Origin of the sequence: Rickettsia endosymbiont of Pantilius tunicatus (genome assembly GCF_964291875.1) — a bacterium.
Classification (GTDB): domain Bacteria; phylum Pseudomonadota; class Alphaproteobacteria; order Rickettsiales; family Rickettsiaceae; genus Rickettsia.
In genome coordinates this window covers 316,165-334,980 of the sequence record NZ_OZ198175.1, presented here as the reverse complement: position 1 = coordinate 334,980, position 18,816 = coordinate 316,165, and the positions used below count along the sequence as shown (strand labels likewise).

Here is an 18,816-nt window from a genome sequence, read left to right as displayed (position 1 = left end):
TGTAGTTTTAATTAGATAGACGAAGTTTTATTTGGAAAAGAGCAAGGCGTCTTGAAGCTGATAACCGCAGCGTATATTTAATACGTGAGGATTATCAGCAAAAGACAACGTAGCCAATTTTTCAAATAAAACGAGTATATTTAATTAAAAACTCCTATCTTTATAGCCTCAGGGTTAACTACATCTCCACCCACTCTTTTTACAGCGTAAAACTTAACAAAAGGCTTTTCGGTGTAGGGATCACGCATGATATTAATACCTCTTCTATCTACTATTTTGTAACCTGATTTAAAGTCACCTATTGCAATAGCTGCTGTATCTTTATCAACTGGTTTCATGTTGGAGCTACAAACCACAGTAATACCGAATATAGTTTGCTTAAAGGACTCGGAAAGAGATTGCTGCCAGATAAAACGCCCTTGATTATCTTTAAGTTTCTGCACTTCTGATAGGGTAGCCCTGTTCATTAGCAGCGTGGCATTGGCTAAATATTCCTCTTTGAGAGAATTTATAAAATCTAATAAGTTATCTGCTGTAATTTTATTACCCATTTTAACTTTTTCGATTTTATCATGATCAGGTGACAAGATACCTCTCGGTTTTTTTACTCCATCACCATTTATAAAAGCATCATTTTCCGCTTTAACAAAGCTATCACGTAATCTTTCACTTAGCCAAGTCTCTATTTTAATAGTTGCATCATCAAGTAAAGATTGGCTAGCTTTCGGCTGAGCATATAACTCATGAACAAATATTCGCTGTTGCTTTAATTTTGCTGCATTTGTTTCGTCTCTTGCTTCTACTTCACCAATCCAGCCACTATTAAATTTGTCGTCTTCACTTATTATATCAAGGGCATTTGTAGAGATTGTTTCAATTGAAGCGAGTTGCCTCATAGGTGATCTAGCATTTACTTCCGTAATGATACTATTATACAAGGTTTGTAATATTAAAAATCCACCTGTTTCAGCACCGCTATTTAAAGATGATTTTTGGGTAAAGCTATTTTCTTCACCTTTACGTACATAATTAATAAAAGCTGTTTTTTGTTCTTGATCTTCAATGTTTATGTTACTAGGTCTTTCTAAGATATTTTGGATATTATGGACTTTTTCTTGTAATTCACTAATTTGGTTCGAATACTCCGTATTATTCTCGACTTCTTGCCCTTTAGTGATATATAAAATCTTAGCACTTTGATTAGCAGGAAAAGTAACAATACTTATTTCTAACAGATCAGCTTCGGTAATTACTCTTTGTTTTGCATCATTAAAAACCGAGTTTTTTATATAAAATCCGATAGATAAACCATCTATTGCACCCTGCTTTATTAACTCTATCGCTTCACGACCAGCTTTAACCTTATTATTTATTACTGCCTCCATTTTTAAACCGTGATCATCTTCCATAAGATGACTAATAATGCCGATTGGTTTTTTACTATCATGCTGCCAAAGAAATTTTATATTCTGGTGAATGACATTTGCAAAAGCCCCTTTAACTATTAAATCATTATGATGATCAGCGATATTATAGACACTTGCATAGCCATTAATTACTACTTCACTATTAGTTGAGGATTTTATTTCTATGTTGTCAAAAGTTTGATTGCTGTAGATTATTTTTTCATATGTTTTTTACCTATTCTTCGTTGTCACTCTGCGGCTTGTATCTGCTAGGTCTACTAAAAGTTGCAGTTCTGAAGCTAAAAATACTATAACTGAAAAAATGCTAGCACTAAGAGAGGATATAAAATTTGACTAACAGATAAAGCTCCTCTATTATCTTGATCAATATATAATCACAAATAGAATTCTAGTTATGAACAAAAATATAAAACTATTTTTTGCAGCAATTTTTATTGTATTCAGTATAGGAAATAACATTATCTTGGCTGAAGATTATCCCAAAAGTGAACAAGAACAGAAATGGGATGAAGTAGGTTCAATAGCTGGAGAAGAAGGGCTAGTTTTTAGACCAGGCAGAGTTAAAAATGAATCTACTAAAGCAGCTGGTTGTTCAATTAATAAATATCTATGGCAAGCATCAATAAATACTGTAAGTTTTATTCCTCTTGCATCAGCTGACTCAAATGGTGGCGTTATAATTACAGAATGGTATAGCCCTCCCGCCACCCCCAATTTTCGTTTTAAAATAAACATATTTATTAAGGAGGATGTGATACATCCTGATGCAATTGAAGTAAAAGTATTTGAAGAAGTGCTGAAGAATAAACAATGGGTAATGAATGAAAATACTTCGAATCTTGCTATCACACTTGAAGACAAAATTTTAAGAAGAGCAAGGGAAATATATATTAGTAGTACGAAATAATTGAAAAACATGAGTATTGAACAAAAATGGCAACAGATTTGGCAAGAAGAAAAAGCCTTTGAAGTATCAAACGAAAGCAGCAAACTTAAATATTACGTTTTAGAGATGCTACCTTACCCATCCGGTAAAATTCACGTAGGTCACGTACGTAATTATTCTATAGGTGACGTGGTTGCCAGATTTATGACAATGCAAGGCTTTAACGTACTTCATCCTATGGGCTGGGACTCTTTCGGCTTGCCGGCAGAAAATGCAGCAATAAAAAATAATTCTCATCCAAAAGAATGGACTTATTCGAATATCGAAAATATGAAAAAGCAGCTGAAATCGATGGGCTTTTCCTATGATTGGTCTAGAGAGATAAATAGTTGCGACCCTGATTATTATAAACATGAGCAAAAATTCTTCTTAGAGCTTTATGAAAGAAATCTTGCTTATCAAAAAGAATCGCTTGTTAATTGGGATCCGGTTGATAATACTGTACTTGCAAACGAGCAGGTTGTTGACGGACGTGGTTGGCGTTCAGGTGCAATAGTTGAAAAACGTTATTTAAAGCAATGGTTTTTAAAAATCACGAATTATGCTGAAGAGTTACTAAATGAGATTCCTAGCTTAACCGAATGGTCTGAAGCAGTCCGCTCTATGCAAGAAAAATGGATCGGTAAATCTATAGGTGCTAACTTTCATTTCAAAATTAAGGATAATGAAGATGCCATAGAGGTATTTTCGACTAAACCGGAAACTATATTTGGAGCTAGCTTTGTAGGCATTGCTTTTAATCATCCAATAATAGAGGAGTTAGTTTCCAAAACTCCTGCAATAGAAAATTTTATCGCTAAATGCTCTAATATAACCGGCTCTGCTGAGCTTGATAAAGCTGAGAAAGAGGGAATATTTACCGGTCTTTACGTCATTCATCCTTTTGACTCAAATATAACTTTACCTGTTGTTATTACTAATTTCGTGTTGATGGATTACGGCACAGGAGCAGTTTTTGGTTGCCCTGCTCATGATCAACGTGACCATGAATTAGCTGTTAAAATGAATTTACCTATAAAGCAGGTAATTGAAACAGACACTGATGTGCAGGAAGCTGCATATACTGAAGATGGTATTTTAGTTAACTCAGGTTTTTTAGACGGCTTAACTAATAATGAAGCTAAGCAAAGAATTATAGAAGAATTTGAGAAATTAGGCATAGGCAAACGCACAATAAATTATCGCCTGAAGGATTGGGGGATCTCAAGGCAACGTTTTTGGGGCTGTCCTATCCCTATAATTCATTGTGATTCTTGTGGTTTAGTACCTGTACCTGATTCGGATTTACCAGTTACTCTACCTGATGACGTGAAATTTGATGGTCACGGCAACCCTTTAGACAATCACCCAACTTGGAAACATGTTAACTGCCTGAAATGTAGCAAGCCTGCTATTCGTGAAACTGATACTTTTGATACGTTTTTCGAATCTTCTTGGTATTTCACAAGATATTGTAATAGCCAGGCTCTAGAAATGACCGATAAAAAAGCTTGCGATTATTGGTTGCCAGTTGATAAATATATTGGCGGCATTGAACACGCCGTAATGCATTTACTATATGCAAGATTTTTTACTAAGGTAATGAACGAGCAGGATTATGTTAGTGTCCGTGAACCTTTTAAAGGGTTATTCACGCAAGGCATGGTATTGCATGCTACTTATAAAGACGAGCATAATAATTGGCTATATCCTGAAGAAGTAATTAAAAAAGGTAATGAATTTTTCCATAAAGACAATGGTGGTTTAGTTACACAAGGTCGCATCGAGAAAATGAGTAAATCCAAAAAGAACCTCATTGATCTTGAAACTATGCAACAACAATATGGTGCAGATGCGATAAGATTTTTTGTATTATCTGACAGTCCACCGGAAAAAGATTTAGAATGGTCAGCAAGCAGTATTGAGGGGTGTGCACGTTTTATCAATAAACTTGAGCAAATGCAAGAAGCGATAATAAAGCTTTCAGATAATAATAATACTAATAAAGAGTTAAAGAGGTTGATTCATTTTACCATCAAACATGTTGCTGAGGATATAAAACATTTTGCTTTAAATAGAGCAATAGCACGTATGCGTGAGCTTTTTAATGCTATATCGAGTGAGATTAATAAAGAAGAAGTTGACGTGCAAAACGCAAAGCATGGCTTTAATGTATTAATTCAGCTGTTAAATCCTTTCATCCCACATATTACAGAAGAAATTTGGCAAAAGCTTGGTCACAAAACATTTCTATACAATGCAGTATTTCCTACTTTTGATGAATCGATGTTAGAGCTAGACACATATGTTATGGCAGTTCAGGTTAATGGTAAGCTTCGTGATACTTATGAGTTCAATACATCCGCAAATGAAGATGAAATAAAGCAAATTACTATTGCTTTACCGAAAATCCAAAAATTTTTAGAAAACAAAGAACCTAAAAAAATTATCCTTGTTCCTAAAAAGATCATAAATATCATTTGTTGAAGATTCTCATCACGCAATTTATCATCCCGTGACTTGATCACGGGATCTTGTCTCACAATCTGTGTTCTAAGATCCCGTGGACAAACCACCATGGAATGACATCTTATAATAACCTAACAAATTGTCATATTTTACCTAAATATTAAACTATCCATAAACATTGTGACAAAAATGTTATAAAAAAATGTTGCTTTCTTTTAAATTCGGCATTAACGTATATATTTATGTCAACATTTTAGGGTAAGTCACAATGTCATCAATCGATGTTTTAATAGTAGACGATGAAGAAGATATACGGGATCTCTGTGCGGCAATTTTGAAAGACGAAGGTTTTAGTCCTAAAGTTGCAGCTAATAGTACACAAGCTCTTAAAATACTTGCTGAAAAGCCGGTATCTGCGGTAGTACTTGATATTTGGCTTCAAGGAAGCGAAATGGATGGTCTTGGTATCCTAGAAGTGATTAAAAAACGCTATCCTTTAATGCCAGTAATAATTATTAGTGGTCATGGTACAATAGAGACAGCAGTAAATGCTATAAAAATGGGTGCTTACGACTATTTAGAAAAACCTTTTAATAATGATAAATTAGTTATTTTGCTTAAAAGAGCTTGTGAAGTCACGAAACTAAAGCGTGAGAATATAGATTTAAAATCAAAAGTTATAGATAAGACTGAGCTAGTAGGTAACTCCACTGTTACTTTAAAATATAAAGCAGAAATAGATAAAGCGGCAAGCTCCAGCAGCCGTATTATGATTCATGGTAAAGTAGGCAGTGGTAAAGAGTTAACAGCAAGGTTAATTCATAAAAAATCAAAGAGATTTAATAATCCATTCATTATTTTCAGCCCTACCTGCATGACTTTAGAAAAAATTAATCAAGAGTTATTCGGTGAAGCAGAAAAGCAAGAAAGTAATAATAACAGTAACAAACGACCTACTATTTTAGAGTTTGCTAATAACGGCACTTTATATATAGATGAAGTTAGCAATATCCCAGTTCCAATTCAAATAAAATTATTAAAGTTTTTAAAAGATCATACTATTAAAAAACCTTGTGGGAAAGTTGTCAAAGTTGACATAAAAATCATCACCGGCACTTCTAAAAATATTCAAGAAGAAGTTAATAATGGTAGGTTTTTAGAAGATTTATATTATCGCCTAAATGTATCGTCATTAAAAGTACCATCATTATTTGACAGAAAAGAAGATATACCGCTGTTAGTTAAATATTTTGTTAAACAACTTTCAAAATTTTCAGGTTTAAAAGAACGTGTTTTTGCTGATGAAACTATAGCTGCATTACAATCTTACGAGTGGCCAGGTAATATTAGACAGTTACGCAATGTTGTTGAGTGGACTTTAATTATGAATCCTATCACCTCAGGAAATAATGAAATCATTAAACCCTATATGATACCCTCAGAGATTCTAGCAAACAGCGTTAATTTAACTAAACTTGAAGATAGCTTTGATATGCTATCTATGCCCCTTAGAGAAGCTAGAGAAGTTTTTGAACGCCAATATCTATCAGCACAAATGAGCAGGTTTAACAATAATATCTCAAAAACATCTTCATTTGTCGGTATGGAGCGATCAGCTTTGCATCGTAAATTAAAATTATTAAGCTTGCATATACCTCCAACTGGAAGAATCAATGAGGAGGAATATGAAGAAGCAAACGTTTAAAACTATAATTATTTTTACTATTTCTTTATCCTTGACTAATTGCTCTGAACCTACACGTGATACGAATGGTTTACTAACTGATAACCAAAGTACTGTAATTAGGAATTACATAATGTCACAAAATGCTAAAAACCTTAAAGTTAACCTTAAAGGACAATTTGGCTCAAATCTAAGAGGATTAAAACTAATTGGAGTAAAGTTAATAGATGAAGATTTGTCAGAGGTAGATTTAACTTCATGCGAAATATTACGTGCTGATTTTACTGGAGCTAATTTACAAAAAGCTATCTTAACAAATGCTATCATACAAGAAAGTAATTTTGCAAATGGGACAATACAAAATGTTTCAGGATATAACTCTGATTTCCAAGGCTCAATTTTTAATAATATTACTCTGCAAGATATAAATTTTGTTCAGGCAAATTTTAGTAATACTGCTTTTAGCAAGACTAATATTAAAAATGTAAATTTTGAAAATGCTAGGCTTGAAAATGTATTATGGAATAATGATACTATTGATGGAGTTAATTTTCAAAAAGCCATTCTTAAAAACAATAGTTTAAAAAATACTAATATAGAAAATTCAATATTTTATGGTGCAGATTTAGAAGGAAGCATCATAAATAGTACTAATTTTACTAATAATTATTTTGAATCTAGCGACTTAAGTAGAGCGAAATTAACTGCCGTAATAATTAAGGATTCTAATTTTACACAAAGTATATTTAATGAGATAAATTTTAATAATGTGCAGGCTAATAACTCTATTTTTTCTTATACTACTTTTCAAGGTTCAACCCTGCAAAATATCAGTATAGTTAAATGCGATTTACAAAGTAGTGTAATTAGCGGCTCTACTTTAGCTCAGTTTAAAGTAGATACTAGCTTATTAAATAATGTAAGCCTAAATGATATTAAATTTAACAATTTATCGATAAAAAATAGTAATGCTAATTTTGCAAGACTTAATAAAATGGCTGGAGTAAATATTACTTTTAATAACTTAAGCTGGACTAATAACGTCTTTAGCAATAACGATGTCAAGCAGTTCACAGTAATTAATACCGATTTAAATAATAGTGAATTATCAAACTCGAATATAAGCAATAGTCAGTTCAACAATGTAAATTTTTCTAAAACATTAATGCAAAACGTAAATTTTTCGGATGTGAAAATTACTTCAGGAAATTTAAATCAGATAGCTTTAATAGGGTCTAATTTAACAAATATTACATTTAACAATTCTTCTTTTTATAATTCACAAATAAATAATACTCACTATACGAATTCGACTTTTGTTAATACTAACTTTGCAAGCAACATCATTTTAAATAGTGAAGACTTCAGTAAATTTCCCTCAAACACAGTAATTACTTCTGTAAAAGATTTGCAAAAAACTACTAATCTAGCAAATATGAATTTAGCAAATTTTGATTTAAGTAATTTAATATTTAATACAGTTAATTTTTCTGGTGCTATTTTCAAAAACGCTAATTTAACAAATACAGCAATTCAAAACTCTAATATAGAGAAAGCCGATTTTTCTAATGCAATAGTTAGTAAAACAGATTTTTCAAACTCTATATTAACGGATAGCATATTCAAGTCGGCTAAAATTGATCAAGCTAATTTCACTGGTAGCAACTTAACTAATGCCGACTTTACCGAGGCAGAAATTAAAAATGTTAACTTTAATAAAGTTACAACTACTGGAGTAAAGGGGATAGATAATTCTAATTGATAGAATCAAAAAATCAGAATTTTATCCAAAGAGTTAACAATATCGATAGAAAGAAGTATTTAACTATTAAAAAACTTTTTAATTTTCAACTTATCTTCTCTAGATAAATCAGGTTTAAACCTATATATGTCTTTTTTATTTGGGCTTTCGGGTTTGTATTTAAATTCACCTTTAGTGGTTTTAACTTTAACTATTTGATCTAAATAATTTTGAAACCTTTAGGCAAGCTAATCTCAATGAGTTTATCGCCATTTCTAAGCCCTACTTACTATATTTCTCCTATATTTTGCACTTCATATTTTAAATCATTATCTGAGCTATTAGAAGAATCTAAATCACTAGAACAATCTGATTCAATAAAATCATTAAGCTTATCTCTTAATTCCATATCCAAATATTTATTATCAGTTAATTCATCGATAATTTTTTCTAGATTTGAATTATTTCTTATTATTTCTTTTAAACGTTGTTTTTCAGGATTCTCAATCATACTCTTTAGATAATTTTGAAAATCATAATTGCTATCTTCAAAAAGATTTTTTGTAAATTCTATAGTAGAATGTTTTGCTTTATTCATAAATTGAAATTCTACTTCTGTAATAACTTTTAGTAATTCCTCTGCTAAAGATTCTTCAAATTTATTTTGATAAATATTTTTTATGCTATCATAGTATGCAGATAAATTATTACTTAGTTTTAAACTACCAGTACCTGGTATATATTTCGAATGAGATACATCATTTTTGAAAGTAGTTATTAATATTTCTTTTAAATAAAGATCATTTTTAACTATTTCTAAATTTTGTATATCATTAATGTCCAAATCCTCTAAGCTAAAAATTTTATGTGCTAATTCAGATGATTTAATCATCTTTTCAAAATAGTTACCATACTTATTTTCTGGAAAATTACATCTTTCTCCATATTCCAATAATAATTTAGCAATATCTAAATTATTATTTTTACCAGCTAAATCTAATGGTGCTTGAGCAGAAAGAATCTCTTGACTTGTACTTCCGACTAAATCATTTTCTTTTGCTGCTAATAGAAACTTCACCATTTTCAAATGTCCTTTAAGTGCAGCAATACCGATAGCAGTACAATTTGTTTCTGGATCAACCCAATCTATATCAATTAAAATTTCAGGTTTAATAGCAATTAGATTATTCACAGCTTCTATATCCCCTTTACTTGCCGCAACAAATAATGGTCTTGATAGCTCAGTACTCATTACAGTTGTATTTCCCATAATTTTAGTTCTATATAGTTAATATAATAATATCTTTATTATAAATTTTACTAATTGCAAGTATAAATTAGTTTTTTAATCTAAATTATTATCTGCTGCCATCAATTTATAAGCTTCCGTATCCTCAAGCCATTGAGCATTTTCTATTAAATATTGTTCTTGAAATTCGGCAAGTTTTGGATCAGATTCACCTGATAAATTCTTGAGCCCATCAAACAAATACCTAAAAAGCCGATTTTATTCTTTTCGCAATATTCCTTAACATCTTTTAAATGATCTTTTCGATCATCAACAAATACAATAAAGTTAGCTTGTAAATCTTTAGAAAATTTTGCTAAAGTACCACTTTTTGAATGGTTACCGGTTATAAATATTCCCTTATAAAAAACAGCGTCATCTTTTTTAGTTGAACCAGAATTTGTTAGTTTTTCATTACCAGAAAATTCTATACCTAAACTTTTCAATTCTTTATATCGCCAATCTTCTACAGAATCAATATTACCAGACTGCCCTGTATTAATCTGGGTAATAGCATAAACAGAATAATCATTTTTTAAAGTATTTAAAACCTGCACCCATTCTTCATCAATCAGCATCACTTTCCGCTGCAAACGCCAATTACTGATAATCTCTTCAAAATTATCATAATTATTTTTGTTTGCCTTGATCCTATCAATCATTTGATTATATGGCGGTTTTCTAAAAGTAACTGATTGCGGCGTTATAATAGTATCGTCCACATCTAAAAATATTGATGCTTCAGCGGGTGTGGTTTTTAATAATTCAAGTATTTCTAAAGCTGAGCTAGCAGTTGGAAATTTGGGGGTATGATTGGGCATATAATATTCAGAAATAAAATAAATAGTTTTGTAATACGAAGATCAACTTCAAAAAGAGCAAGGCGTCCACAAGACGAGGAACGGAGCGTACACTTAGTACGTGAGTACCGGAGTACTTGTAGGACAACGTAGCCAATTTTTGAAGTTCATCGAGTATTACTCCCCTTGAGCCAAACTATAACCAGCCACACCATCAAACTCAAAAAGATTTTCTACTTTAATAAAATCGATATTTGCTTTGCTTAATGTCTCAAGTAATTTTGTTATATCTAAATGTTTAAGCTCTGACTCATCTTTAGCCATAAAACGACAACACCAATGATCGGATATGGTCTCAAATCTTGTATCACGAGACCATAATTTTAGTCCTTTGGAAGAGATTGTTTTCAGCTCAAAATTAGCGATATCAAGCTTGTTTATCTTATCTGCTATATCATGAGCAGAAGCGACATTCATGTTTACAAATACATCCGTGCCGACTAATTTTTTTACCTCTTTAGTGTCAATTTCATAATTAGTATTACTTTCTTGTTTTTTAGTAACCAACGGATAATCTGCTTTAGGTAATTTTTCTGGCTTCTGACCTAATCTTTTTACTACTTCCTCGGCAAATTCTTTTGTGCCGACCTTTTTAGTAGAATGGTCTTTGTTATATATATCTGCCGTATGTATGCCATCTTCTATAGTCTTCTTCCAAGCATTCTCGATTATAGTTGCGATATCACCCTGCCCTATATGCACCAGCATCATTATAGCGGAATTTAACAACCCTGACGGATTAGCAATATTCTTACCTGCGATATCGGGAGCACTGCCGTGTACTGCTTCAAACATTGCATAATGCTGACCGATGTTCGCAGAACTGGCAAGCCCTACAGAACCGGAAGTTTCGGCAACAACGTCGGAAATAATATCACCGTAGAGATTAGATGTTACTATTACGTCAAATATTTCCGGCTTAGTTGCTAGCCTTGCCGTACCGATATCAACAATATAATGCTCATTTTTAATTTGCGGATATTCTTTAGCAATTTCGTTAAATACTTTATGAAAAATCCCGTCAGAAAATTTCATGATGTTATCCTTACTTAAGCAAGTAACTTTTTTACGATTATTTTTTACTGCATATTCAAAGGCGTATCTAATAATTTTCTCACAACCCGTACGGCTAATAAGCTTAACCGACTCATACATATTATGCGTCTGACGGTATTCTATACCAGCATATAAATCTTCCTCATTCTCACGTATGATAGTTAGGTTTAGATTTGGATGCTGAGTTTTAGTAAAAGGATGAAACGAAACAGACGGACGAATATTGGCAAAAAGCTGTAATGTTTTACGAATCGTAACATTTAGGCTTTTATATCCTCCTCCTTGCGGGGTAGTAATCGGAGCTTTAAGTATAATTCCCGTACGTTCTATCGATGCCCAGCTTTCTTCGCTTATACCTGAACTATAGTGCTTTACATAGAGTTTTTCCCCTACTTCTATAGTCTCTAAGCGGACTCGTGCTTCAGCTTTACGTAATATATAAAGCACAGCTTCCATTATTTCAGGACCTATCCCGTCCCCGTATGCAATTGTAATCGGTATGAATTCTGCCATATTGATACTTATTAATAGTTATAGTTGATTTGGACTTCTTTTAATCTCTCATTCAATATAAAAGTTACTTCAGAAGTTATATTTAAATTATCTTTTGCATATAAAATTTGAGCACTTGGAATGACTAAATTAACGCTATATTTTTCTGCAAGCTCACTAATTATTGTAATCGTTAATTCATGAATTTTACTCATAGCTTCGGCATGAGCTTGTTCAAGTCTTGCTTTTTTACTCTGAATTTCTTTTTTTACTTCAGTAACCTTTTCATAAAATTCGCTTACTTTCTTTTCAAATTCATCTTCGCTTAAAGAAGAACGTTCTTTCATCACGTTTTCTTCCATAGGCTTAAATTCTGCTTCTTTTGCGTTAATATCTTCTTGAATTTTTTGATTAATTTTTTCAACTTTATTACGCAAATTTTTTATAGCCATTGATCCTTCTAAAATCGATTGAACATCAACAATAGCCACTCTAACTTTAAAATTATCTTCTTTATTTGGCAACTCTGCTTGAGCAAAATATGAAAAACTTATTATTAAAAGCAACCCTAATAATCTATACTGCACGATATAACTCTGTTTATTTGTTGGTTAGAAGATTGTGCACATGCCATCCCGTGGCTTGTCCACGTGATGACACTACTGTACATAAAAGCTCTATTAATCAAGAATAAATAACATACTATGATTTGTCTAGTCTGAATGTTCCCCTAACATTGGTACATCCTGCTGCCATCCTGTATATTCTTCATCAAATTTATAATCTTCTTGATCATCACCCATACTAACATCCTCATCACTATCACTACTCTCAAGTTTTGGTTCTGTCAAAGGTTCTTCCAAATCAACATCAACCCCATGAATTTTATTAAGCTCAATTAAAGCGTCAAAAGCAATCTTAAAACTCGTATCTTGTGGCTCTATTAATACAGCTTTCATTCCAGCTTTTTTTGCAGCTTCCACGTTGTGTGGTGTATCTTCAATTAATAATACATTTGCCGGATCTGTTACTCCTGCTTTTTGCATAGCTTCTTCTATATGCTTCTGTTTGTCACAAACGGGATGAACCATATAATATTTCTTCAAAGCTGCCGGTAAATAAGACACTATATGTAGCTTTTCCACATCTTCTTTAAGTATTTTTGTCATAGCATATTTCACGGCTTGCGGATAATCGTTAAATGATACTAGTACCACTTCATATTCAGATGACCAAGCTTTTTTTATTAAAGTAACTAATCTTTCTTTATTCCTCCAACCTAAAGACGGATTTCTTAAAAATTCATCTGTATATTGTATTATTAGCTCATCGGTGATAGACATCCCCAATTTATGGGCTATCATTAATTTCTCACCAAGGTAATTATGCAAACTCTTTAAAAATATTGTTCCGTCAACATCAAGACATAATATTTTTTTTCTTCATAAATGGAATTGTAAAAGTTAATATATATTGTTCTTTAAATTGAATTCACGAGTTTTACAAGAAGTTTATTCCATTTTTTGCTATTTTGGTATATAATGCAGAAAACTATTGTAAACTTGTGAGAATTTTTAAAGATGACATCTATTCGTAATATAGCAATTATTGCCCACGTTGATCATGGGAAAACCACGCTTGTTGATAATATGCTTAAACAAAGCGGCACTTTTAGAGCTAACCAACAAGTAGCAGAGCGTGCTATGGACTCTAACGACCTTGAGCGTGAACGTGGGATTACCATACTTGCCAAATGTACCGCCCTTATGTGGGGTGATGTACGTATCAATATAGTAGACACACCAGGACACGCTGACTTTGGCGGTGAAGTAGAACGCATACTTAGTATGGTTGACGGCGTTGTATTACTTGTTGATGCATCAGAAGGACCAATGCCACAAACAAAATTTGTGCTATCTAAAGCTCTAAAGCTTGGTTTAAAACCTATCGTTGTTATTAATAAGATTGATAGAGATGATCAAAGGATCAACAAAGTTATTGATGAAGTATATGAGCTATTTGTAGCATTAGAAGCAAATGATGATCAGCTTAATTTCATAGATAAAATAGTTTATGCTTCAGGTAGAGCAGGAAGAGCTTCCTTAAATTTTGACGAGAGTATAAATCCTTTAGACAATCTAGCAGATGATTTAGCACCGCTATTTGACCTAATAGTAAAGCATGTACATGCTCCTATAGCTGATGCTAAAGCACCTTTTTCTATGCTTGTTACTACTAGAGAATTTAATCCTTTCTTCGGTAGAATTTTAACTGGTAGAGTACAAAGCGGTAGCGTTAAGGTTAACCAAAATATTAAAGTACTAAACCGTGAAAATAAAGTACTTGAAAATGGACGAATCACTAAAATATTAGCCTTTAGAGGACTCGAGAGAATTGCTATAGATGAGGCTACAGCTGGTGATATTATCGCTATTGCTGGTGCTGAAAATGCTAACGTTGCCGATACAATATGTGCACCTGAAGTAACTGAAGCCCTGCCATCACTACCAATTGATCCACCAACTCTATCTATGACCTTTAGCGTTAATGACTCACCACTTGCAGGTAAAGAGGGCACAAAAGTCACATCGAGTTTAATCGGTAGCAGATTAATGCGTGAACTTGAAAGTAACGTAGCACTTAAAGTGACCGAAGCAGCCGGATCAAATGCTTTCCAAGTTGCAGGACGTGGGGAATTACAACTTGGTATCTTAATCGAGACTATGCGACGTGAGGGTTTTGAATTATCAATTAGTAGACCGGAAGTATTATTCCAAACAGGCGAAAACGGCAATAAACAAGAACCTATGGAAGAAATTCAAGTTGACGTTGATGACGATTATGTTGGTGTGGTCGTAAGCTCCTTATCACTTAGAAAATGCGAAATGACTGATATGAGACCATCAGGCGGCGGCAAAAGCCGCGTTACTTTTATCGGTCCATCAAGAGGTTTGATCGGTTATCACAGCCAATTTTTAACTGAAACTCGTGGTACCGGTATCATGAACCGTATTTTCCATGGTTATACTGATTATAAAGGCACTATTGAAGGAAGAACTAAGGGCGTGCTTATCTCTAACGGCGATGGTGAGGCAGTTGCTTACGCTCTATGGAATCTGGAAGATAGGGGAAAAATGTTTATCAATCCAAGCGACAAAGTATATAGAGGGATGATTATTGGTGAACATAGCCGTGATAACGATTTAGAGGTGAACCCGCTTAAGGCTAAACAGCTAAGTAACGTTAGAGCATCCGGTAAAGATGAGGCTATTAAATTAACCCCACCAATGCTTTTAACCTTAGAGCAAGCAATCAGCTATATACAGGACGATGAGCGAGTTGAAGTAACACCGAAATCTATCCGATTACGTAAAGCTCTACTTGATCCTAATGATCGTAAGAGAGCTGGAAAGTAAGGAATTATTTTTGCATAAGCTGCTTCATTGCAAGGAGATTCGTAGAAGAGGGCAGAGGCAATCTCAGGATTTTTAAGATTGCCACGCTCCTTGCATTCGTTCACAATGAGAATTTGACATGCATACAGCAACTCTACGCCTTATCAGGTAGAAAACCGCCTATTTGAGAATTCCATAAAGTCTTATATAATCCGTTATGATCAAGTAGCTCATCATGGTTGCCGTCTTCAATAATTCTACCTTTATCGAAAACTATAATCCTATCCATATGCAAAAGCGTTGGTGAACACTCCACGGGGCAAGCCCCGTGGTATCTGTGTCGACCTATAGGTCGAGTACAAGCTGTGCTTGCCCCATATCCTCCTGCCCCTGATGCTCTATATATCGTTTTATTATATGCTCATTAATTCCAACAGTTGACACGAAATATCCATCTGACCAGACTCCATCAATACCCCAATAAGCCTTCCTTATATATTCAAATTTCTTTTTTAATAATCTACCAGTTATAGATTTTATTGTCCTCACCACATCACTAACTCTCACCTTTGGTGGTATAGATAGATGCATGTGAATATGATCTATATCATGATTTATCGTCAATAGTTTTATCTCAGGTATATTTCCCCACACCTGCTTAAGTATTGCTTCAAAATACCCAAAACTCCCAGCATTGAATATTTTCCGCCTATATTTACTCACTAACACCAAATGATACTCACATTGGTAAGCACAGTGACCTTGTTTTCTAATCTGCATACATCACCATAGCAGAAAGATATGGGGAGCACTACATCCACGGGGCAAGCCCCGTGGTTTTTATGTGCGTATAAACGATGGGCAATTACTATCGTTGTTTTTCCTTGCATTAAATTCCATAGGCTTCTCTGAATATATTCTTCCGTAACAGAATCTAATTGCGAAGTGGCTTCATCTAAAATCAAAATCGGAGCATTTTTTAATATTGCTCTTGCGATTGCTATTCTCTGTCTCTGTCCGCCTGATAGCTTAATACCTCTCTCTCCCACTAACGACTCATAGCCAAGCGGTAATTTTTCAATAAACTCATGTGCATAAGCTTTTTTAGCAGCTATTATTACTTCTTCATCTGAAGCATCAGGCTTGCCATACCTAATATTTTCCATTAAGCTGCGGTGGAATAAAGAAGTATCTTGCGGTATCACTGCTATACTACCACGTAGCGACTCTTGTGTTACCTCTTTAATATCTTGGTCATCAATATAAATATTTCCATCTTTTATGTTGTACATTCTAAGAATTAAATTAACAAAAGTTGTTTTACCGCTTCCGGAATAACCGACCAACCCCACTTTTTCACCTGACTTAATCATTACCGATTTATTTTGAAATAAAGGAGTAGTGTTTTTATAATGAAAATGTACTTTGTCAAAAACTACCTTTCCTTCCTTAATTATTAAATCTTTAGCATTAGGTTTGTCAGTTATTTCAAGCGGGGTTAAAGCAATATCAAGTCCTTGCCTCGTTTCGCCTACTGCCCTAGAAAATTTTAAAATATCACGAGATAAAGACCATAACATATCTATAATAGAAATATTAAGAGTTATAAGTAGAGCAAAGTCGCCGGTAGTAACAATTCCCTGCTTAAAGCCTGATATTAAAAGAATGAAACCAATTATCTGATAGACAACAAATAATACTCCTTGAAAAGCAAACATATATAAAAACCACCAATCACGTTTTTGGCTAGCCTCTACATATTCATTAAGTTGACCATTTAATCTTTTTGACACTATCTTTTTTGAAGCAAATAAATGTACACTGATAATATTACTCAGTATATCAACAATATAACCCACTAATTTTGAACGTATTTGGGAGGATTCTGCCGATAATTCTTTAGCACGCTTAGCAAAACAAACAGCACTGATTGTAAAAATCACTACCCAAATGCCTAATAAAATCCCAAATTTATAACTTATTGTAGAGACCGTAAAAACAGCTATTACTATTGCTATAAAATTGCAAAAAAATTGATTTATTATTGCATATAGTAAATCAGGTATATTACCCATTACGTCTTTTACTTTATTAGCAAGATTACCGGCAAAATGATTCTGAAATAAATTTTGCGAATGTTGCATCATTTTCTCCATCAGAATATCAGCTATATAACGCTGCATAGGCGAATATAATTTAATGCCGATATAATCTAGAAACCGCCACATAATAATTATAACTAAAGACATGCCAAGATAAAAAATCATCAATCCCGATAACTCACTTACTATATTTTCAGCATTTAGTAATGGGATTTTATCAAGCATCAGTTTTAATATATATGGGCGAAGGCTCATATCAATCGCCCAAATAATAGCAACAGTAAACTGCCCGAATATCCACCATTTAAAGGGCTTACAGGCTTCAAAGATAAATTTGAATATAATATTGTTTTTCATATTGTTTTAATAAGGGCAGGATAGGTAAATAGTAATAAGTGAGATAGGTTTAGAGCGAAGTGAACTATCATAGAGCATAATATTTTATTGGTTTTATAGTATGCATAGCCATAGAAAAATCCGCAAGTGCTACTTAGAATTACATATGTCAAACCACCTTGAAAATGTGCAGTTCCAAATATTAAAGATGCTATAACTAATGCTAACATTTGTTGTTTCGGTAAAAGATTTTGCAGCGTTCTTTGCAAAAAACCTCTAAAAAATACTTCTTCACTAAAACAGATAAAAAACAAATTATTAATCATCCATATCAGTAATATATCAGGGAGTTTAGGCTCAAATAAAACATAACCGCTTATTAATACTAGAGTTATAATTATTGCTATACATGACAATAGCGAAAATAATGTATATCTAACTGCCCCATCACTTTTTGACCTCTCTAAAATAGGTAAATCACTCATAGCAAAAATTATTAATGCCGGCATTACCTTATCAAAATTTAAATACATAGACCACCATCGTTACCTCCTTACAATATCTAAAACTATGCATCATTTTAGATACTTATTAAATACATAGAAAATGGTATGGAAGATTTAGACAATTGTAAATTACTAATCGCAATTACATTAAAAATCCAGGAACTTTATGAAGGGCAAACGCCGCAAAACAAACTGAGATAGATATAAATAATAATGTTCTTATTACTTTATTTAACTGTGGAAAATGAAAATAGACGTAAGTGATAGCGGTAAAGACAGCTAACGCACCAACTCCTATAATGTTTATTATACCATGATAAAAGGCTGATAAGATCGTAACGCCTATAACCGAATATGTGACTCGTTTACTAGAGTAGAATAAGGAAATTATTATTGCTGTGATAAGTAAAATATAAGTTGTATTTAGAGCTTGCATGATAATATATTTAATGAATTAAAAATTGTATTTTACTGTTACGTAGATCAAAAAACACTTTCGGTGTCATGCCCGCTTAAGGCTTGCTTGCGTGGATCG

General features: G+C 33.0%; 14 protein-coding genes and 1 pseudogene. 5 read left to right on the top strand and 10 right to left on the bottom strand.

The annotated features are described in order from the left end of the window. Window positions 1-140: 140 nt before the first annotated feature. Entirely contained in the window at window positions 141-1,586 is a 1,446-nt protein-coding gene (locus tag ACICQC_RS01950) for a phage major capsid protein (RefSeq protein ID WP_395477767.1), read from the bottom strand. A 235-nt stretch (window positions 1,587-1,821) separates the two neighbouring features. Here ACICQC_RS01950 and ACICQC_RS01945 point away from each other — a divergent pair, with 235 nt between their 5' ends. The 4 genes from ACICQC_RS01945 (at window position 1,822) to ACICQC_RS01930 (ending at window position 8,267) form a co-directional block, all read left to right on the top strand. Further along, entirely contained in the window at window positions 1,822-2,334 is a 513-nt protein-coding gene (locus ACICQC_RS01945) for a DUF3576 domain-containing protein (protein ID WP_395477201.1), read from the top strand. Window positions 2,335-2,343: 9 nt separating this feature from the next. Continuing rightward, a complete protein-coding gene (leuS, locus tag ACICQC_RS01940) occupies window positions 2,344-4,839 on the top strand; it encodes a leucine--tRNA ligase (protein ID WP_395477200.1) in 2,496 nt (831 codons plus the stop codon). Window positions 4,840-5,089: 250 nt separating this feature from the next. Then, window positions 5,090-6,526: a sigma-54-dependent transcriptional regulator gene (locus ACICQC_RS01935; protein ID WP_395477199.1), complete on the top strand. Its 1,437-nt coding sequence runs from the start codon at window positions 5,090-5,092 to the stop codon at window positions 6,524-6,526. Then, window positions 6,495-8,267: a pentapeptide repeat-containing protein gene (locus ACICQC_RS01930; RefSeq protein ID WP_395477198.1), complete on the top strand. Its 1,773-nt coding sequence runs from the start codon at window positions 6,495-6,497 to the stop codon at window positions 8,265-8,267. The genes ACICQC_RS01935 and ACICQC_RS01930 overlap by 32 nt, the downstream gene beginning before the upstream one ends. A gap of 268 nt (window positions 8,268-8,535) precedes the next feature. Here the strand turns inward: ACICQC_RS01930 and ACICQC_RS01925 are convergent, their stop codons facing one another. From ACICQC_RS01925 to ACICQC_RS01905, 5 genes are all read right to left on the bottom strand, one after another. Next, on the bottom strand, window positions 8,536-9,516 hold the full coding sequence (locus ACICQC_RS01925; protein WP_395477197.1) for an ankyrin repeat domain-containing protein: 981 nt from the start codon (window positions 9,514-9,516) through the stop codon (window positions 8,536-8,538). Window positions 9,517-9,662: 146 nt separating this feature from the next. Further along, window positions 9,663-10,355, bottom strand: a complete 693-nt coding sequence (locus ACICQC_RS01920; RefSeq protein ID WP_395477196.1) for a DUF2608 domain-containing protein — start codon at window positions 10,353-10,355, stop codon at window positions 9,663-9,665. A gap of 156 nt (window positions 10,356-10,511) precedes the next feature. Then, complete coding sequence (locus ACICQC_RS01915; RefSeq protein ID WP_395477195.1) at window positions 10,512-11,963, bottom strand: NADP-dependent isocitrate dehydrogenase; 1,452 nt, start codon at window positions 11,961-11,963, stop codon at window positions 10,512-10,514. Between the two features lie 11 nt (window positions 11,964-11,974). Then, window positions 11,975-12,529, bottom strand: coding sequence for an OmpH family outer membrane protein (locus tag ACICQC_RS01910; RefSeq protein ID WP_395477194.1), 555 nt, complete (start codon window positions 12,527-12,529; stop codon window positions 11,975-11,977). A 126-nt stretch (window positions 12,530-12,655) separates the two neighbouring features. After that, entirely contained in the window at window positions 12,656-13,333 is a 678-nt protein-coding gene (locus ACICQC_RS01905) for an HAD-IA family hydrolase (RefSeq protein ID WP_395477193.1), read from the bottom strand. A 189-nt stretch (window positions 13,334-13,522) separates the two neighbouring features. Here ACICQC_RS01905 and typA point away from each other — a divergent pair, with 189 nt between their 5' ends. Then, window positions 13,523-15,358 (top strand): translational GTPase TypA, encoded by a 1,836-nt coding sequence (gene typA / locus ACICQC_RS01900; protein ID WP_395477192.1) that lies wholly within the window; start codon window positions 13,523-13,525, stop codon window positions 15,356-15,358. Between the two features lie 133 nt (window positions 15,359-15,491). On the opposite strand, the pseudogene ACICQC_RS01895 reads toward typA, so the two are convergent. The 4 genes and pseudogenes from ACICQC_RS01895 to ACICQC_RS01880 form a co-directional block, all read right to left on the bottom strand. Next, window positions 15,492-15,638 (bottom strand): annotated as a pseudogene (locus tag ACICQC_RS01895) (ABC transporter ATP-binding protein); the annotation flags it as partial. Window positions 15,639-15,682: 44 nt separating this feature from the next. Beyond that, the gene (gene tnpA / locus ACICQC_RS01890) at window positions 15,683-16,117 is read right to left on the bottom strand and encodes an IS200/IS605 family transposase (RefSeq protein WP_395476676.1); all 435 of its coding nucleotides are present in this window, start codon (window positions 16,115-16,117) and stop codon (window positions 15,683-15,685) included. Further along, window positions 16,060-17,796, bottom strand: coding sequence for an ABC transporter ATP-binding protein (locus ACICQC_RS01885; protein WP_395477190.1), 1,737 nt, complete (start codon window positions 17,794-17,796; stop codon window positions 16,060-16,062). Before ACICQC_RS01885 ends, tnpA begins: the two co-directional genes overlap by 58 nt. Beyond that, window positions 17,793-18,308 carry a lysostaphin resistance A-like protein gene (locus ACICQC_RS01880; protein WP_395477189.1) on the bottom strand — a complete coding sequence of 172 codons (516 nt, stop codon included), beginning with the start codon at window positions 18,306-18,308 and terminating at the stop codon, window positions 17,793-17,795. The genes ACICQC_RS01885 and ACICQC_RS01880 overlap by 4 nt, the downstream gene beginning before the upstream one ends. Window positions 18,309-18,816 lie beyond the last annotated feature (508 nt).

Coding starts and splice junctions, on each gene's coding strand:
- ACICQC_RS01945 (WP_395477201.1), top strand. CDS start 1,822: ATGAACAAAAATATAAAACTATTTTTTGCAGCAATTTTTATTGTATTC.
- leuS (WP_395477200.1), top strand. CDS start 2,344: ATGAGTATTGAACAAAAATGGCAACAGATTTGGCAAGAAGAAAAAGCC.
- ACICQC_RS01935 (WP_395477199.1), top strand. CDS start 5,090: ATGTCATCAATCGATGTTTTAATAGTAGACGATGAAGAAGATATACGG.
- ACICQC_RS01930 (WP_395477198.1), top strand. CDS start 6,495: ATGAGGAGGAATATGAAGAAGCAAACGTTTAAAACTATAATTATTTTT.
- ACICQC_RS01925 (WP_395477197.1), bottom strand. CDS start 9,516: ATGGGAAATACAACTGTAATGAGTACTGAGCTATCAAGACCATTATTT.
- ACICQC_RS01920 (WP_395477196.1), bottom strand. CDS start 10,355: ATGCCCAATCATACCCCCAAATTTCCAACTGCTAGCTCAGCTTTAGAA.
- ACICQC_RS01915 (WP_395477195.1), bottom strand. CDS start 11,963: ATGGCAGAATTCATACCGATTACAATTGCATACGGGGACGGGATAGGT.
- typA (WP_395477192.1), top strand. CDS start 13,523: ATGACATCTATTCGTAATATAGCAATTATTGCCCACGTTGATCATGGG.
- tnpA (WP_395476676.1), bottom strand. CDS start 16,117: ATGCAGATTAGAAAACAAGGTCACTGTGCTTACCAATGTGAGTATCAT.
- ACICQC_RS01885 (WP_395477190.1), bottom strand. CDS start 17,796: ATGAAAAACAATATTATATTCAAATTTATCTTTGAAGCCTGTAAGCCC.
- ACICQC_RS01880 (WP_395477189.1), bottom strand. CDS start 18,308: ATGTATTTAAATTTTGATAAGGTAATGCCGGCATTAATAATTTTTGCT.